Genomic DNA, 15,308 nt, shown 5'->3' with positions numbered 1-15,308 from the left:
AGTTTGCTTATGAAACAAGCCGTTATCAGCGGTACCGGGCTGTTCACGCCGCCGCACGCGATCTCGAACGAAGAACTGGTGCAAGCCTTTAACGCCTACGTGGAGCTGTTCAACGCCGAGCATGCGGCCGCCATCGAGGCCGGCACCGTCACGGCGCTCGAGCCCTCGTCCACCGCCTTCATCGAAAAGGCCTCGGGCATCAAGTCGCGCTATGTAATGGACAAGGAAGGCATCCTCGATCCGACGCGGATGGCGCCGCGCATTCCCGAGCGCGCCAACGAGGAACTGTCGCTGCAGGCGGAAATCTGCGTCGCCGCCGCCAGGGAAGCGCTGGCACGCGCGCAGCGCCAGCCGTCGGACATCGACATGGTGATCGTGGCCTGCTCGAACATGCAGCGCGCCTACCCGGCCATGGCGATCGAGGTGCAGCAGGCGCTGGGCATCGACGGCTTCGGCTTCGACATGAACGTGGCCTGCTCGTCCGCCACCTTCGGCATCCAGACCGGCGCGACGGCCGTGCAGACGGGCCAGGCGCGCGCCGTGCTCGTGCTCAATCCGGAAATCACCAGCGGGCACCTGGACTACCGCGACCGCGACAGCCATTTCATCTTTGGCGATGCCTGCACGGCGATGGTGATCGAGCCGCGCGATACCGCCGTGTCGGAACATCAGTTCGAGATCGTGGACATGAAGCTCAAGACGTCGTTCTCGAACAATATCCGCAACAACTTCGGCTTCATGAACCGCTTCGACGAAGCCGGCGTGGGCCAGCCCGACAAGCTGTTCAAGCAGCAGGGCCGCAAGGTGTTCAAGGACGTGTGCCCGATGGCCGCCGAGATGATCAAGAACTCGATCGCCAGCGCCGGCCTGCAGGTCGAACAGATCGGCCGCTACTGGCTGCACCAGGCCAACCTGAACATGAACCAGCTGATCGCCCGCCTGATCCTCGGCCGCGATGCCACGGCGGAAGAAGCGCCGGTGGTGCTGGACACGTATGCCAATACATCGTCCGCCGGTTCGATCATCGCCTTCCACAAGTACCAGGACGACCTGCCGGCGGGCGCGTATGGCGTGATCTGCTCGTTCGGTGCCGGCTACTCGATCGGCAGCGTGGTCGTGCGCAAGGTGTAAAAGACAAATAGCGGGAAAAACGGCGCGGGCCCGGGGCGGCTCGCGTTTATACTTTCGGCAAGGGGCGGCATGTGCCGCCTCGCACTCCACCGAAAGGAACCCCGCTTGCATGCCCCATGACGTCAGCCTGATCACCACCATCGCCGCCGCCCTCGGCTTCGGCCTCGTTCTCGGCTTCATCGCCGCCCGCCTCAAGCTCCCCGCCCTCGTCGGCTATCTCGCCGCCGGCATCCTCCTCGGTCCCGCCACGCCCGGCTTCGTTGCCGATGCCGCCCTGGCTGGCCAGCTTGCCGAGATCGGCGTGATGCTGATGATGTTCGGCGTGGGGCTGCATTTCTCGCTGGATGACCTGTGGGAAGTGCGCAAGGTGGCGCTGCCCGGCGCCGTGCTGCAGATCGCCGCCGCCACCGCGATGGGCATGGGCCTGGCCCACTGGTGGGGCTGGCCGGTCGGCGGCGGGCTCGTGTTCGGCCTGGCGCTATCCGTCGCCAGCACCGTGGTGCTGCTGCGCGCGCTGGAGGAGCGGGGCATCCTCGACACCTTCAACGGCCGCATCGCCGTCGGCTGGCTCGTCGTCGAAGACCTCGTCACCGTGATCGTGCTGGTGCTGCTGCCGGCGCTGGCGCCCTCGCTGGGCGGCGAGGCCGCCGGCGTCGATCCCGGCGCGAACCTCTGGACGACGCTGGCCCTCACGCTGGGCAAGGTGGCCGTGTTCGTCGCCTTCATGCTGGTGGTGGGGCGCAAGCTGTTTCCATGGATCCTGTGGCAGGTAGCGCGCACCGGCTCGCGTGAGCTGTTTACGCTGTGCGTGATCGCCGCCGCCGTCGGCATCGCGTACGGCGCCACCAAGCTGTTCGGCATCTCCTTCGCGCTGGGCGCCTTCTTTGCCGGCATGGTGCTGCGCGAATCGGCGCTGGCGCACCGCGCGGCGCAGGAATCGCTGCCGCTGCGCGACGCGTTCGCGGTGCTGTTCTTCGTCTCCGTCGGCATGCTGTTCGAACCGGGCATCATCCTGGAGCAGCCGCTGCAACTGCTGGCCGTGGTGGCCATCATCATCTTCGGCAAGTCGCTGGCGGCCTTCCTGCTGGTGGTGCTGCTGCGCTACCCGGCCAAGACGGCGCTGATGGTCTCGGCCAGCCTGGCACAGATCGGCGAATTCTCGTTCATCCTGGCCGCGCTGGGCATTTCGCTGAAGCTCATGCCGCAAGCGGGCCAGAGCCTGCTGCTGGCAGGCGCCATCATCTCGATCGCCCTGAACCCGCTCGTGTTCGCGGCCACCGGCCCGCTGGAGCGCTGGCTCGGCCGCAACGCGCGGCTGGCGGCGAAATTCGACCGGCCGGCCGACCCGCTCGCGGAATTGCCTACCACCACGGCGCGCACCAAGCTGTCCGGCCAGGTAGTGCTAGTGGGCTATGGCCGCGTCGGCCGCCACATTGCCCGCACGCTCAACGAGCATGGCATCCACTACATCGTGGCGGAACAGAACCGCGAGCTCGTCGACGAACTGCGGCGCGACGGCATCCCCGCCGTGGCGGGCAACGCGGGCGAGCCGGCCGTGCTGATCCAGGCCCACATCGCCCATGCGCGCATGCTCGTCATCGCCACGGCGGATACGTTCCACGTCCGCGCGATGATCGAAACGGCGCGCACCCTCAATCCCGATATCCGCACCGTCGTGCGCACCCACAGCGAAGAGGAGGCCGACCTGCTGCGCCAGGAACAGGCCGGCAAGATCTTCATCGGCGAACAGGTGCTGGCCGACAATATGAGCCACTACGTGCTCGACACATTCAAGGAGCCCGCGAACGCCGGGCACTGACCCGCCATGGCCGAGCCCGTGTCATGGGGTCAGATACCGTGTTCACCCGCAAGCCTTTTGCCCATGTGATTCGGGTCAAATGGCTTTCCTGAGCGGACGACGCCGTACATCTGGTGCACGAGCTTGCGCATGACGGCAGCGATGACAGCCATCTTAGCCATGCCTGTTGACTGCAGCCGGTTTGCAAATTCCCTTAACAGCGGGTTCTTTCTGATCGCTGTAAGTGCTGGCATGTATAGGGCTGCCCGCAGGTCGCGACAGCCCATTCTGGTAATGGTAGTCCTACCCCTCACCGAGCTGCCTGATTGCCTCTGGCGTGGCGTCACCCCAATGTAGGCCGCCAGTTCCTTGGCGCTGCCGAAGCGCCGCAGGTTCCCCACACGACCAAGTACCTTGGCCGCGGTCCCGCGGCCAAGGCCTGGGATCGACTCAATCAGCTCAGCATCGTGCCGGAGATCCGGATGCCGATCGATGTGATCATCGATATCGTTCTCCAGCTGCTTGATTTGTTTGTCCAGCCAATCCAAGTGCGTCTTGGCGTGAGCTGCCACCTCGGTCTGGTTTGCAAACTCAAGTGCTTCGATACGATTGGCCTGTTGCTGTCGAATGTCTTTCAACGATGCCAGATGCTCGTTCCAAGCCCTCAATTGCCGCTGCTCGTGCGAAGGGGCCTGCCAAAGCGCTGGGCTCATCGCTGCGCAGTATCGCGCAATGAGAGCTGCATCAGCTTTGTCGTTTTTGTTTCGGATGATTAGACTCTGGCCAAATCCTTTGATGCTGGCAGGATTGACGACGCTGACCTTCATGCCCATGTCGCTCAATGCCAGGGCAACAGGCTCGCTGTACACGCCTGTCGATTCCATGCAAATATGGACCGCATCGAGCGTAACATCCTGATTCTTCAACCACTTTATCAGCTCTGCGTAACCGTCCCTGTTGTTCGGAAGCACTTTGCTCTTGAGCTTCCCATTCTTCAGCAACGCTATATCCAGTTTGCTTTTGCTGACATCAATTCCTACTACTGGCGTGCCTACGAAATTCATTTGTTGACCACCCTCGTATGCAGGCTCGAAGCCTAAGATACCGTCCGGACTTAACAATGAAAAACAGGCAGAGGCGCCAATCTGACCCACAGGCTCTTGGCCTTAGACACCATCGACATCACTCTGCCTGGCCGTTTCCTTCAGCGGTAATTTTGCCAAAGATCCGACGGGATCATCATACGAGGCACCTTGAGACGGGCTCGGCCGTTAGCATGCATCAGCCCGTGTCACGGGGTCAGGCACCTTGGCACGTGCTGGACAGTGCCGCCCGCTCCGTGCGCCAGCTAACGGTACGCCGGCGAGCGCGCTTGTGTTCCCCCGCCGGTTACCGTAGGCTGAGATCATGAGGCAACTATTGCTGTTATTGTTGTTAGGGTGTGCCGTGCCCGCGCTGGTGCTCGCGGAGGGCGCGCGTACCGACACGCCCAAGCTCCAGGTAACGGTCAAGCGCGTCACGCAGGATGCCCTGCACATGTACGAGATCGATGCGACCGGGACCGTGCAGGCGCCATTGCCGGTCGTGTGGCGCATCCTGACCGGCTACGACCGCATGGAGGAATTCGTGCCGGACCTGGTGTCGTGCCGCGTGCTCTCGCGCAACGGCAACGAGGTGATCATCGAGCAGTTCGGCAACGCCCGCTTCCTGTTCATGTCGCGCTCGATCCACCTGATCGTGCGCGCCACCGAACAGCCGATGTCGTCGATCGACATCGACCTCATCTCGGGCGACATGAAGCACTATGAATCGCGCTGGGAACTGGTGCCGGTGCCGGAAACGGGCGGCACGAAGATCGTCTATTCCGGGCGCATGATGCCCGGCTTCTATGTGCCCGGCATCCTCGGCACCAACATCATCCGCGGCGATATCGAACGGATGATGGGCGCAGTGCTGGCGCGCCTGGACAAGGGCATCGCGCCGCGCGCGCTGCCCTCGGCCGGCACGGACATCGCCCGCACCGGCGCGGCCGCCCTGCCGGCGCCGCGCTGACCCACGCCGGGTCAGGCCGGGTACTGGTCGCGCGTGCGCACTTCGGCGAAGTTTTCCAGGCTGCCGATGCGGATCACCACCGGGTTCAGGCTCGATTGCGCGTGCATCGGCCGCCAGGCGAATTTCCATTCCCGTTCCGCCGCATCCTGCGCCGCCATCGTGAAGGCCGAGCCCAGGCGCGCCCGGCTGCCGTATTCCACGGCGCCGTCGATCCCCGCCCAGTTGGGCAAGGTACGCTGCACGGCGCGGTGCACGCGTTCACCGAATTCCTCGGTGTTGTGGATGACGAGGCAGGCGTCGGCCCCGAAATGATCGAACAGGTCGCGGTCCCACGCCTGCGAGAACGAGAGCGTGAGGAAGCCGGCACTGGGCCGCAGCACGAACTGGCCCTGGCGCAGCGCCTGGTCGAGTTCATCTTGAGGGCCGTAGCGGTGCAGGGTCGGGGGGCGTTGGTAATCGTGCATGGCGTTTATTTGGTGACTTGCTCGGGGGTTTTGGGTGCGCGGCGCACATGCCGCATGGCACGCATGGCCGCCGATGCAATGAAGATCTCGCGCAGCAGGGCGCCGAAGCTGGCGATCAGGCTGGCCACCGCCGCGCCGAACAGGCCGGCGATGTACTTGTCGAGCGTGACGTCGGTGGTATCGCCCACGAACAGCAGGGCGATCACGATACCCACGAACAGGCCGCACAAGGTGGACAGCGTGATCGCCATGTTGATGTAATGCGAGCGGCGGTACAGCACGTCCAGCTCGGTGATGTAATTGTCGTTGTAGGCAATGTCGAGGCGGTCTTCGAGCACGCGCGAGCGGTCGATGATGCGTGCCAGGCGGTTGATCAGCACCATCAGGGCGGTGCAGACACCGTTCAGCAGGAATACCGGTGCGATTGCCAATTGAATGATGTGGCCGATATCGCCCAGCTGGATGTTCATTGCCATATTATTATGCTTGCTCCGCGGGACGACGCGCCCGCTCCAGGCGCAAGTGTAGCAGGGCCGCCGCACGGCGGCGACGCCGATGAAGCTGATGGGACTTGCTTATGGAAGGGCTGACCGGTTCATGACGGCAATCCTGGCCCCGGCGCTGCCTCAAAACCTGCCGAAACGCCGGAATGCCTCGGTGGCCGCCACCAGCTCGCGGCTGATGCCCGCTTCCATCGCCCCATGGCCTGCGTCGGGCACCATCTTCACCACCGATCCCGGCCATGCCTGGTGCAGGTGCCAGGCCGTCAGCGGCGGGCAGATCACGTCGTAGCGCCCCTGCACGATCACGGCCGGCAGGTGGGCGATGCGCCCCACGTTCTTCAGCAGCTGCCCGTCCTCGAAAAAGCCCAGGTTCGCCATGTAGTGCGCTTCCAGCCGGCCCAGGCCCAGGTCGAGCGTGTCGCACGATGGTTCTTCCGGCTGCGGCATCAGGAACACGCGCCGCCCCTCGAAACGGCTCCAGGCGCGCACGGCGGGCCAGTACACGTCCGGATCGGCATGCGTGATGCGCCGGTAGTAAGCCTGCAGCAAGTCGCCGCGCTCCGCTTCGGGAATGGCCGCGGCGAATTCGGCGTGGATCTCGGGGTGGAACCACCTGGCGCCGTCGATGAACCAGTCGATCTCCGCTGCCGTGCACAGGAAGATGCCGCGCAGCACGAAGCCCAGGCAGCGTTCGGGGTGGGTTTCGCCGTAGGCCAGCGCCAGCGTGGAGCCCCAGGAGCCGCCGAACACCAGCCATTGGTCGATGCCCATCAGCTCGCGCAACCGTTCCATGTCCTGCACCAGCAGCTGCGTCGTGTTCTCGCGCGTTTCGCCCAGCGGCGTCGACTTGCCGGCGCCGCGCTGGTCGAACAGGATCACGCGGTAGTGGCGCGAGTCGAAGAAGCGCCGGTGCTGCGGCGACAGCCCGGCCCCCGGCCCGCCATGCAGGAAGATCACGGGGATGCCCTGTGGATTGCCCACCTCTTCCCAGTAGATCGTGTGCAGCGCGTCGACCTGCAGCATGCCGGTGCGCAGCGGGCTGACGGGCGGGAACAGGTAGGGGGATGGATCGGGCATGGGCGTTCTTTCTAAAAAAGCGTGTTGATGGCACGCTGCACATTGTAATCGTCGTCGACGAGCAGCAGCACCGGCCACTTGTCGAAGGTGGTGCACGGGTGCGAAATGCCGCAGCCGACCAGGTCGCCCACGCGCACGTCCACGCCCTCCGGCAGCCGCAGGTAGGCGTGCTGGTCGTTCATCTTGTCGATGCCGGCGCCTTCCGGCAACGGCACCGGCCCTGCCGCGCCCGGCCGGTGCGTGACCAGCGCGCGCGGCAGCTCCATGTCGTACGAGGCGTCGCGCTTGCCCATGGACAGGATCGCCAGGCCCGGCTCCGGCCGTGACAGCACGATGCTCCATACCTCGAGCGCCGGGCGCAGGCCCTCGCGCACGCCTTCGCGCGCATCCAGTTCGGCCGTCATGTCCAGGTAATGGCCGTGGTCGCTGGTCAGGTAGCAGCCGCTGCGCAGCACGGGCAATACCGGGCGCGTCAGTCCGTGCACGGCGCCGAAGGCGCGCGCCACCCGGTCGAAGTACGATGAGCCGCCGGCCGAGAGCAGGATCCGCGGCCCGCGGAACAAGCCTTCCGCATCGAGCCGGCGCGCCAGGTCCGTTACCTGGGCAAGGAAGGCATCGACCCGTTCGATGTCGGCGGCCCGGTCTTCGCTGACCAGCAAGCCCTCGTAACCCTCGATGCCCGCCAGTTCCAGCCCGGCCGACGCGGCGATCGTGCGCGCCAGTGCTACGGCCTCGTCCAGGGTCCGGCAACCGGTGCGTTTGCCGGCGATGCCCAGCTCCACCAGCACGGGCAACGGCCGGCCAAGCGCGGCGGCGGCTTCCGAGAGGCGCCGCACGCCCTCGGCGGAGTCGGCCAGCACGAACAGTTCGAAGCCGGGATCGTCCTCCAGCAGTGCGAGCAGTGAGCGGATGTCGGCCGGGGCCACCAGCTCGTTGGCCAGCACCACGCGGCGCACGCCATGGCGTGCCGCGGCCAGCACCTGCGCGGCCGTGGCGAGCGTGATGCCCCAGGCGCCATTGGCCAGCTGGGCGCCGAACAGCTGCGGGCTCATCGTCGTCTTGCCATGCGGCGCCAGCGCCACGTCGTAGCGCGCGCAGAAGCGGCGCATCCAGTCCAGGTTGTGCAGGAGACTCGACGTCTTCAGCACCGCCACGGGAAAGCTCGTGTCGGCGGCAAGCACGTTCCAGTGCTGCACACCCACCATGTGCTGGCGCAGCGGCTCGGTGATCGGCAATCCCTTGGTACCGGGTTGCAGGGCTTGTTCTTCAAGCGCGTCCAGGTGCAGGCCACCGTCGGGCAGGATCATCGTCATCGTCTCCAGACATCGACCCCGAACATCGGGCCGGGAACAAAAGAAAAAGGGACAGGCCCCTTCCGGGCCGCAACCCGGAAGAATACCTGTCCCTGCTTTGCCGTGCAGCTCGGCGACAGCTTATGACATGTGCTGGCCGCCGTTGATGGCGATATTGGCGCCGGTCACGAAGGCGGCTTCATCCGAAGAGAGGTAGGCGACCAGGCCGGCCACTTCGTCCGGCTTGCCCAGGCGGCCCATCGGGATTTGCGGCAGGATCTTCGATTCCAGCACGTCCTGCGGGATCTCGGTGACCATCTTGGTGCCGATATAGCCCGGCGAGATGGTGTTCACGGTCACGCCCTTGCGCGCCACTTCCAGCGCCAGCGCCTTCGTGAAGCCGTGCACGCCGGCCTTGGCGGCCGAATAGTTGGTCTGGCCGAACGCGCCCTTCTGGCCGTTGACGGACGAGATATTGATGATGCGGCCCCAGCCGCGCTCGACCATGCCATCGGCGACCGGTTTCGTCATGTTGAACACGGAATCCAGGTTCGTGCGCAGCACGGCATCCCAGTTCACCTTGTCCATCTTCTTGAAGGTCATGTCGCGGGTGATGCCCGCATTGTTGACCAGCACGTCCACCGGGCCGATGTCGCGGGTGATCGCGGCCACGCATGCCTGGGCCGACTCGTAGTCGGCCACGTCGCAAGGATAGGCGGCGAAGTTGTAACCCTGTTCCTTCATTTCGTCCAGCCAGCCCTGGTACTTCGTATTGTTCGGGGAATACGTGGTTACCACCTTGTAGCCCAGTGCAACCAGCTTGATGCAGATCGCTTCGCCCAGACCACCCATGCCGCCCGTTACCAATGCAACTCGTGCCATATGACATCCCCTCTAGTTAGCGTACTCCACACATAAAACAAGGGCCACTGCGTATGTGGCCCCCTCACTACCCTTATTCGCGTTCGACCGCCAGCGCCACGCCCATGCCGCCGCCGATGCACAGCGAGGCCAGGCCTTTCTTGGCATCGCGGCGCACCATCTCGTGCAGGAGCGTGACCAGGATGCGGCAGCCGGAAGCGCCGATCGGGTGGCCGATCGCGATGGCGCCGCCGTTCACGTTGATCTTGCTGGTATCCCAGCCCATTTCCTGGTTCACGGCGCAGGCTTGCGCGGCGAAGGCTTCGTTAATTTCCAGCAGGTCCAGGTCTTGCGGCGTCCAGCCGGCCTTCTTCAGCGCCAGCTTGCTGGCCGGTACCGGGCCCATGCCCATATAGGCCGGATCCAGGCCGGACGAGGCATAGGCCTTGATGCGCGCCAGCGGCTTCAGGCCCAGTTCCTTCGCCTTCGAGGCCGACATCATGACCACGGCGGCCGCGCCGTCGTTGATGCCCGATGCGTTACCGGCCGTGACGCTGCCTTCCTTGTTGAACGCGGGGCGCAGGCTCTGCAGCCCTTCGATGGTGGAGCCGGCCTTGATGTATTCGTCGCTGTCGAACACGATCGTGCCCTTCTTCTGCGGGATCTCGAGCGGCAGGATCTCGTCCTTGAACTTGCCTTCCTTCTGCGCCGCTTCGGCCTTCAGCTGCGATTGCAGCGCGAATTCGTCCTGTTGGGTACGGGAGATTTCATACTTCTTCGCCACGTTCTCGGCGGTGATGCCCATGTGGTACTGGTTGTAGACGTCCCACAGGCCGTCGACGATCATCGTGTCCGTCAGCTTGGCGTCGCCCATGCGGAAACCGTCGCGCGAGCCGTTCAGCACGTGTGGCGCGGCGCTCATGTTTTCCTGGCCGCCGGCGATGATGATGTCGGCGTCGCCGCACTTGATCGCCTGTGCGGCCAGGTGCGTGGCCTTCAGGCCGCTGCCGCACACCTTGTTGATCGTGTAGCCGGGAATCGCGTTCGGCAGGCCGGACTTGATCACCGCCTGGCGGGCCGGGTTCTGGCCCACGCCGGCGGTGAGCACCTGCCCCAGGATCACTTCGCTGATCAGGTTGGGGTCGATGCCGGTCTGCGCCAGCAGGCCCTTGATCACGTGCGCGCCCAAGTCGGCTGCGGGGATCTTTGCCAGGCTGCCGCCGAATTTGCCGACCGCGGTACGCGCCGCGGCAACGATGACTACATCATCCATTTACTTTCTCCAGTTCACTAGCAGGTTAAAGCCAGCAGGGTTGTCGAAGCGCTACTACTTTTCATTCTATCGGGTTGCGGGGCAAGCTACCAGCGAAGTCGCGGCTGAGCTCGCCTAAGCGATCGTGCGCCGCGCTGGCCACGCCGGCCATCTGCCGGCCATAGCGTTGAGCTCGCTCCAGCGCCTGCTGCGATTGCGAGGCCGTCAGGCACACCAGGTCGCGCACGTCGCGCACGAACAGCAACTGGTTCGAGGCGGTGTTGGCGGCCGCGATCTGGTCGCGAGTGGCATGCACGTTCACGTCGATCAGGCTGGCGCTGCTTTCGAATGCCGCCCGCATCAGGGCGTTGCACCCCGCCCACTGCGATTCGGCCAGGTTGCGCGTGGCGTTGACGAATTCCGCCGGCAGCGCGGCGGGATACAGATTGGGCGGCATGAACATGGGTGTCCTTTCGAAAATCGGCTGAACGGATACGGCTGGCAGGCACGGCCGGACTGCGTGACGGGCACCGCGGGGCCACTGCGGGGCCACTGCGGGGCCACTGCGGTGCACGGCGTGCGGCTGAACTGCATCTGGCTGGGCTCTTTACGACTGAGCAATCGCAAAGGCTTTCATGCTAATTCTCAGCTGTGAACTATTGTTTGATATATATCAAACTCTGTCACGACAGCAATTTGATTCCATCGAGCGACGCCGCGCATTGTTCGCGGATCACCTTCACGAAGTCGGCCACGTAGGCTTTTTGCCGCAATGCTTCCGGCACCGACACGTACAGGTCGCTCCACAGCCCGCTGTCCCCGACCGGCCGCGCGATCACGTAGTCGTAGTCGACGTAGTTCTTGATCGCCCAGTTCGGCAGCGCGGCGATGCCGCGGCGGCTCGCCACGAGCTGCAGGATGGCGACCGTCAGCTCGGCCGTGCGGCGCCCGAACTGCACGCCGGCCGGCCGCAGCACTTCGCGGATCAGGTCGATGCGCTCTTCCGGCACCGGGTAGGTGATCAGCGTCTCGCCTTCGAAGTCGGCGGCGGCCAGCCGGCGCTGGCCGGCCAGCCGGTGCTTTTGCGCCATCACGGTCAGGATCTCGAAGCGGAACAGGGGGAAGGTCGCGTACTGGGCACCGTAGTCGGACCCGATCACGAGATCGGCATTGCCGGAGCGTAGCAACTCGACCGGTTCGCTGTGGAAGCCCGACACCAGGTCGATCTCCACTTCCGGCCAGCGCTTGCGGAACGCATCCATCACGGGCATCAGCCAGTCGAAGCACGTGTGGCACTCGAGCGCCACGCGCAATTGCCCCTGGTCGCCCTGCATCAGCCGCGCCACGTCGCGCTCGGCCTGTTCGATCTCCGGCAGCAGCACGTCGGCCAGGCGCAGCAGGCGCGCGCCGGTGGCGGTGAAGCCGATGGGGACCGACTTGCGCTCGAACAGGGGGCCGCCGTAGCGGTCTTCCAGCAGCTTGATCTGGTGGGACAGCGCCGATTGCGTGAGGTTCAGCAACTGGGCCGCGCGTACGAGACTGCCGGCGGAGCGCAACGCGGCAAGGGTGCGCAGATGACGGATTTCCAGCATGGTTAATGAATGATTTTCATGTTGAACCGCAAAAAGTTTCGTTTGGCTTATGTAAAGCATTGTCGCACACTCTACTTCACCAATATTTAATTCCCGTGACATGAAAAAGATCCATACGCACATTCCCGGCTTCCCGCGCATCGGCGCCCAACGCGAACTGAAAACGGCGCTGGAGCGCCATTGGCGCGGCGAATCCACGGCGGAAGAACTGGCGGAGGTGGGCCGCACGCTGCGCTCGCGCCATTGGGCCGCCCAGCGCGACGCCGGCCTGGACTTCGTCACCGTGGGCGACTTCGCGTTCTACGACCATGTGGCCAACCATATCCAGCTGTTCGGCTGCGAACCGGCCCGCTTCCACTTCCGCGACGAGCCGGCGCTGGCACGGTACTTCACGCTGGCCCGCGGCCGCTCCGGCGGCGAGCGGTGCGGCTGCGGCCAGGAAGGTGCCGCGCTGGAGATGACGAAATGGTTCGACACCAACTACCACTACCTCGTGCCCGAGCTGGACGCGGACACGCGGTTCGCGCTGGCGTCGACCCGCCTGTTCGACGAGGTGGCCGAAGCCCAGGCACTGGGCCATGCCGTGAAGGCCACGCTGATCGGCCCGCTCACCTTCCTGTGGCTGGCCAAGGCCACCGACGGCTCGTGCCGCCTCGACTTGCTGGACCGGCTGCTGCCCGTCTATGGCGAGGTGCTGGCGCGCCTGAAGGAACAGGGCGTGGCCTGGGTACAGATCGAGGAACCGATCCTGGGTCTCGACCTGCCGCAGGCCTGGCGCAGCGCGTTCGAAACGGCGTACTGGCAGCTGAACCAGGCCGGCGCGCAATTGCTGCTGGCCACCTACTTCTCGCCGCTGGAAGAAAACCTGTCGCTGGCCTGCCGCCTGCCCGTGGCGGGCCTGCACGTCGACGGCGTGCGCGCCGCCCACGAACTGGTCAGCGTGGCCGACTGGCTGCCGGTGCACAAGGTGCTGTCGGCCGGCGTCGTCGACGGCCGCAATATCTGGCGCACCGACCTGGACGCGGTGCTGGCCACGCTGGCACCGGTGCTCGACAAGCGCGGCGGCCGGCTGTGGCTGTCCACGTCGTGCTCGCTACTGCACGTGCCGTACAGCCTGGCGGCCGAAACCGCGCTCGACGCCGAGGTGGAGTCGTGGCTCGCCTTTGCCCATGAAAAGCTGGCCGAACTGGCGCTGCTGAAGACGGCCATCGAAGCGCCCGGGTCGGCCGCCCCGGCGCTGGCCGCTACCCGCGCGGCGCTGGCGAGCCGCCGCGCCAGCCCGCGCGTGCGCGACGCCGCCGTGCGGGCCCGCCTCGCCGCCCTCCCCGCCGACGCGGCGCAGCGCAAGTCGCCTTTTGCGGAACGGCGCTTGCTGCAGGGGGCGATGCTCAACCTGCCCCCCTTCCCCACCACCACGATCGGCTCGTTCCCGCAAACGCCGGACATCCGTGCGGCGCGCGCCGCGTTCCGGCGCGGTGCCCTCGACAGCGCGGCCTACGAGGCGGCGATGCGCGCCGAGATCGCGCAGGCGATCCGCCGCCAGGAAGCACTGGGGCTGGACGTGCTGGTGCACGGCGAAGCCGAGCGCAACGACATGGTCGAATACTTCGGCGAGCACCTGGCCGGCTTCGCGTTCACCCGGCACGGCTGGGTGCAGTCCTACGGTTCGCGCTGCGTGAAGCCGCCCGTGATCTGGGGCGATGTCTCGCGCCCGGCGCCGATCACGGTCGACTGGGCCCGCTACGCCCAGGGGCTGACGGAAAAGCCCGTGAAAGGCATGCTGACCGGGCCCGTCACGATCCTGCAATGGTCGTTCGTGCGCGACGACCAGCCGCGCCTCGACACCGCCGACCAGATCGCGCTGGCGATGCGCGACGAGGTGGACGACCTGCAGCGCGCCGGCATCGCCATCGTGCAGATCGACGAGCCGGCCTTGCGCGAGGGCTTGCCGCTGCGCCAATCGCGCCAGGCGGGCTACCTGGACCGGGCGGTGCGCGCATTCCGCCTGACGGCCGCGGTGGCGCGCGACGCCACGCAGGTCCACACCCATATGTGCTACGCCGAGTTCAACGACATCCTGCCGCAGATCGCCGCCCTCGACGCGGACGTGATCACGATCGAGACGAGCCGCTCGGCCATGGCGCTGCTCGACGGCTTCGGCGACTTCCGCTACCCGAACGATATCGGCCCAGGGGTGTACGACATCCACTCGCCGCGCGTGCCGGGCCGCGAGGACATGCTCGCGCTGCTGCGCCGTGCACGGGCCGTGATCCCGGCGGAGCAACTGTGGGTCAACCCCGATTGCGGGCTGAAGACGCGCGGCTGGGACGAAACCGAAAGCGCGCTGCGCAACATGGTCGCGGCGGCGCACCAGATGCGGCGCGAGGCGAACAGCCGCAAACCCCTGGAAGCCGCATGAACGCAGGGCTGGAGGGCTGATCCGTTACGTGAAAATGCCTTACAAATAATTGTTCTTTGACAGTAAAATGCTCGGGCCCGGGCCAGCCCGAACTTTTTACTGTCGTCATGTCCAAAAGCCCGTTCCAGAAGCCCATCGAAATCAAGATTTCCACTGTTGTCGCCGTTTCCGCCATCCTGCACACCTCCGACCGCATCGCCCTCGATGCCGCCCTGCAGGGCATGACGGGCGGCGTGTCCGACTTTTTTGAAGGCGACCTTGCCGTCATCGACGTCGGCAACCTGGCTCCGGGTTGCGAACGCATCGACTGGGCCGCCACCATCGCGCTGCTGAAGAAATACCGCCTCAATCCCGTCGCCGTGCGCAACCCCCGGCCCGACATGGTGGAAGAAATCCAGGCCCTGGGCCTGTCCATCGATACCGGCAAGCGCGACGAAGGCGACTCCGCACCCGCCACCGCCCAGGTGCCCGCACCGGCGCCCGCGCCGGCTGCTGCTCCTGCCGCGCCCGCCAATACGGGCACCATCATCATCGATACGCCGGTCCGCGCCGGCCAGCGCATCTATGCGCGCGGCGGCGACCTGATCGTGATGGCCGTCGTCAACAATGGCGCCGAGATCATCGCGGACGGCAGCATCCACGTCTACAACACCCTGAACGGCCGCGCGCTGGCCGGCGCTTCCGGCGACGCGAGCGCGCGTATCTTCGCTCTGTCGATGTCGCCAGAACTGGTGTCGATCGCAGGGGTTTACCGCACGTTTGAAGACGGTTTCCCCGCCGCGCAGGCCAAGCAGCCCGCACAAATCAGGCTCAGCGGCGACAAACTGGATATACAATCTGTCAATTAAGGCAATTCAACAGGCCGCG

At 65.5% G+C, this 15,308-nt stretch carries 14 protein-coding genes; 5 read left to right on the top strand and 9 right to left on the bottom strand.

Annotated elements, in window-relative coordinates:
* Window positions 1-9: 9 nt before the first annotated feature.
* Together V6Z91_RS08805 and ybaL are read left to right on the top strand one after the other, a co-directional pair.
* Complete coding sequence (locus tag V6Z91_RS08805; RefSeq protein WP_338769302.1) at window positions 10-1,131, top strand: beta-ketoacyl-ACP synthase III; 1,122 nt, start codon at window positions 10-12, stop codon at window positions 1,129-1,131.
* Between the two features lie 109 nt (window positions 1,132-1,240).
* A complete protein-coding gene (ybaL, locus tag V6Z91_RS08800) occupies window positions 1,241-2,950 on the top strand; it encodes a YbaL family putative K(+) efflux transporter (RefSeq protein WP_338769300.1) in 1,710 nt (569 codons plus the stop codon).
* Between the two features lie 29 nt (window positions 2,951-2,979).
* On the opposite strand, the gene V6Z91_RS08795 is transcribed toward ybaL, so the two are convergent.
* Entirely contained in the window at window positions 2,980-3,993 is a 1,014-nt protein-coding gene (locus tag V6Z91_RS08795; RefSeq protein ID WP_338761801.1) for an IS110 family transposase, read from the bottom strand.
* A 343-nt stretch (window positions 3,994-4,336) separates the two neighbouring features.
* Between V6Z91_RS08795 and V6Z91_RS08790 the strand changes: the two genes are divergently transcribed.
* Entirely contained in the window at window positions 4,337-4,981 is a 645-nt protein-coding gene (locus tag V6Z91_RS08790; RefSeq protein WP_338769298.1) for an SRPBCC family protein, read from the top strand.
* Window positions 4,982-4,992: 11 nt separating this feature from the next.
* Here the strand turns inward: V6Z91_RS08790 and V6Z91_RS08785 are convergent, their stop codons facing one another.
* The 8 genes from V6Z91_RS08785 to V6Z91_RS08750 all read right to left on the bottom strand — a co-directional run bounded on the left by V6Z91_RS08785 (window position 4,993) and on the right by V6Z91_RS08750 (window position 12,022).
* On the bottom strand, window positions 4,993-5,445 hold the full coding sequence (locus tag V6Z91_RS08785) for a hypothetical protein (protein WP_338769295.1): 453 nt from the start codon (window positions 5,443-5,445) through the stop codon (window positions 4,993-4,995).
* 5 nt (window positions 5,446-5,450) lie between these two features.
* Complete coding sequence (locus tag V6Z91_RS08780; RefSeq protein WP_338771775.1) at window positions 5,451-5,915, bottom strand: DUF2721 domain-containing protein; 465 nt, start codon at window positions 5,913-5,915, stop codon at window positions 5,451-5,453.
* A 156-nt stretch (window positions 5,916-6,071) separates the two neighbouring features.
* Window positions 6,072-7,025 (bottom strand): prolyl aminopeptidase, encoded by a 954-nt coding sequence (gene pip, locus V6Z91_RS08775; RefSeq protein ID WP_338769293.1) that lies wholly within the window; start codon window positions 7,023-7,025, stop codon window positions 6,072-6,074.
* Between the two features lie 11 nt (window positions 7,026-7,036).
* Window positions 7,037-8,338 (bottom strand): amino acid deaminase, encoded by a 1,302-nt coding sequence (locus V6Z91_RS08770; protein WP_338769290.1) that lies wholly within the window; start codon window positions 8,336-8,338, stop codon window positions 7,037-7,039.
* 120 nt (window positions 8,339-8,458) lie between these two features.
* Window positions 8,459-9,199, bottom strand: coding sequence for an acetoacetyl-CoA reductase (gene phbB, locus V6Z91_RS08765; RefSeq protein WP_338769287.1), 741 nt, complete (start codon window positions 9,197-9,199; stop codon window positions 8,459-8,461).
* Between the two features lie 73 nt (window positions 9,200-9,272).
* Entirely contained in the window at window positions 9,273-10,451 is a 1,179-nt protein-coding gene (locus V6Z91_RS08760) for an acetyl-CoA C-acetyltransferase (RefSeq protein WP_338769284.1), read from the bottom strand.
* A gap of 61 nt (window positions 10,452-10,512) precedes the next feature.
* Window positions 10,513-10,887: a phasin family protein gene (locus V6Z91_RS08755; protein WP_338769282.1), complete on the bottom strand. Its 375-nt coding sequence runs from the start codon at window positions 10,885-10,887 to the stop codon at window positions 10,513-10,515.
* A 226-nt stretch (window positions 10,888-11,113) separates the two neighbouring features.
* Window positions 11,114-12,022, bottom strand: a complete 909-nt coding sequence (locus V6Z91_RS08750; protein WP_338769280.1) for a LysR substrate-binding domain-containing protein — start codon at window positions 12,020-12,022, stop codon at window positions 11,114-11,116.
* Between the two features lie 100 nt (window positions 12,023-12,122).
* Between V6Z91_RS08750 and metE the strand changes: the two genes are divergently transcribed.
* Entirely contained in the window at window positions 12,123-14,441 is a 2,319-nt protein-coding gene (metE, locus tag V6Z91_RS08745; RefSeq protein ID WP_338769277.1) for a 5-methyltetrahydropteroyltriglutamate--homocysteine S-methyltransferase, read from the top strand.
* A 107-nt stretch (window positions 14,442-14,548) separates the two neighbouring features.
* Entirely contained in the window at window positions 14,549-15,289 is a 741-nt protein-coding gene (gene minC, locus V6Z91_RS08740; RefSeq protein WP_338769274.1) for a septum site-determining protein MinC, read from the top strand.
* The last annotated feature ends 19 nt before the right edge of the window (window positions 15,290-15,308 follow it).

Origin of the sequence: Massilia sp. METH4 (genome assembly GCF_037094685.1) — a bacterium.
Classification (GTDB): Bacteria; Pseudomonadota; Gammaproteobacteria; order Burkholderiales; family Burkholderiaceae_D; genus Rugamonas.
The sequence above is the reverse complement of the archived record's forward strand: the minus strand, read 5'-3'. Positions and strand labels throughout refer to the sequence as shown.

Bases quoted from the DNA above. Each gene is read 5' to 3' on its own strand.
- V6Z91_RS08755 (WP_338769282.1), bottom strand. From the start codon at position 10,887: ATGCCGCCCAATCTGTATCCCGCCGCGCTGCCGGCGGAATTCGTCAAC.
- minC (WP_338769274.1), top strand. From the start codon at position 14,549: ATGTCCAAAAGCCCGTTCCAGAAGCCCATCGAAATCAAGATTTCCACT.
- V6Z91_RS08780 (WP_338771775.1), bottom strand. From the start codon at position 5,915: ATGAACATCCAGCTGGGCGATATCGGCCACATCATTCAATTGGCAATC.
- V6Z91_RS08760 (WP_338769284.1), bottom strand. From the start codon at position 10,451: ATGGATGATGTAGTCATCGTTGCCGCGGCGCGTACCGCGGTCGGCAAA.
- V6Z91_RS08790 (WP_338769298.1), top strand. From the start codon at position 4,337: ATGAGGCAACTATTGCTGTTATTGTTGTTAGGGTGTGCCGTGCCCGCG.
- V6Z91_RS08770 (WP_338769290.1), bottom strand. From the start codon at position 8,338: ATGACGATGATCCTGCCCGACGGTGGCCTGCACCTGGACGCGCTTGAA.
- V6Z91_RS08795 (WP_338761801.1), bottom strand. From the start codon at position 3,993: ATGAATTTCGTAGGCACGCCAGTAGTAGGAATTGATGTCAGCAAAAGC.
- V6Z91_RS08805 (WP_338769302.1), top strand. From the start codon at position 10: ATGAAACAAGCCGTTATCAGCGGTACCGGGCTGTTCACGCCGCCGCAC.
- V6Z91_RS08750 (WP_338769280.1), bottom strand. From the start codon at position 12,022: ATGCTGGAAATCCGTCATCTGCGCACCCTTGCCGCGTTGCGCTCCGCC.
- ybaL (WP_338769300.1), top strand. From the start codon at position 1,241: ATGCCCCATGACGTCAGCCTGATCACCACCATCGCCGCCGCCCTCGGC.
- metE (WP_338769277.1), top strand. From the start codon at position 12,123: ATGAAAAAGATCCATACGCACATTCCCGGCTTCCCGCGCATCGGCGCC.
- phbB (WP_338769287.1), bottom strand. From the start codon at position 9,199: ATGGCACGAGTTGCATTGGTAACGGGCGGCATGGGTGGTCTGGGCGAA.
- V6Z91_RS08785 (WP_338769295.1), bottom strand. From the start codon at position 5,445: ATGCACGATTACCAACGCCCCCCGACCCTGCACCGCTACGGCCCTCAA.
- pip (WP_338769293.1), bottom strand. From the start codon at position 7,025: ATGCCCGATCCATCCCCCTACCTGTTCCCGCCCGTCAGCCCGCTGCGC.